Annotated in this window: 2 protein-coding genes; one reads left to right on the top strand and one right to left on the bottom strand. The window is 67.4% G+C overall.

Annotated features, from left to right (window positions below; all coding sequences use genetic code 11):
• Positions 1-332: LysE family transporter (locus ACXJKJ_RS31050; protein WP_457395414.1), on the top strand; the 332-nt coding region annotated here is incomplete at its 5' end.
• A gap of 62 nt (positions 333-394) precedes the next feature.
• Here the strand turns inward: ACXJKJ_RS31050 and ACXJKJ_RS31045 are convergent.
• Positions 395-620 (bottom strand): hypothetical protein (locus ACXJKJ_RS31045; protein WP_457395412.1); only part of this gene is annotated, 226 nt, incomplete at its 5' end.

The following is a 620-nucleotide window of genomic DNA, read 5'->3' as shown; positions in this document are numbered from 1 at the left end:
CCTCTGCCGGCGGCTGGTGGAAAGCCGCCGGACTGGGTGCGCTCTCGGCCCTGTTGAACCCGAAGAATGCGTTGTTCTACGCCACCCTCGCCGCGATGCTGCAGGGACCGGCCACCGGCACCGGCGCAAAGCTGTTCTATGCCGGCTGGATGTTCAGCGTCGTGCTGCTGTGGGACCTGCTGGTCGCTACGGTGATCGGGCACCCGGCGGTGCTGCGCCRGTTCGCGCGCGCACTGCCGTGGCTGGAGCGGACGACCGGCGTGGTCCTGATCGCCCTGTCGGTGTCGATCCTGGTGTCGCTGGGATGGCCATGGCTGGCGCACCCGCGCTGACCCTGCGTGCAGAAAGGCCCGGCAGATGCCGGGCCTTTCCTGGGGTTACGTCATGGCCTCGATCACAGGAACCGGTAATCGAACTCCAGCCACAGCTGGCGACCGTACGGATCGTAGTTGCCCACCGGGTAGAACGGCCAGCCGCCGCCGTTCCTGTCTGCCGGTGGACGGCTGTCGCGCAGGTTGTTGACGATCAGGCCGACGCTCGCGTTGTCGCTGAGCTTGCGGTACACGCTGGCGTTGTAGGTCATGTAGGGCGCGATGCGACCACTGCCGTCGGTCTTGGGC

This window comes from Roseateles sp. P5_E1, from assembly GCF_054049335.1.
This window is presented reverse-complemented; position numbering and strand designations above follow the sequence as displayed.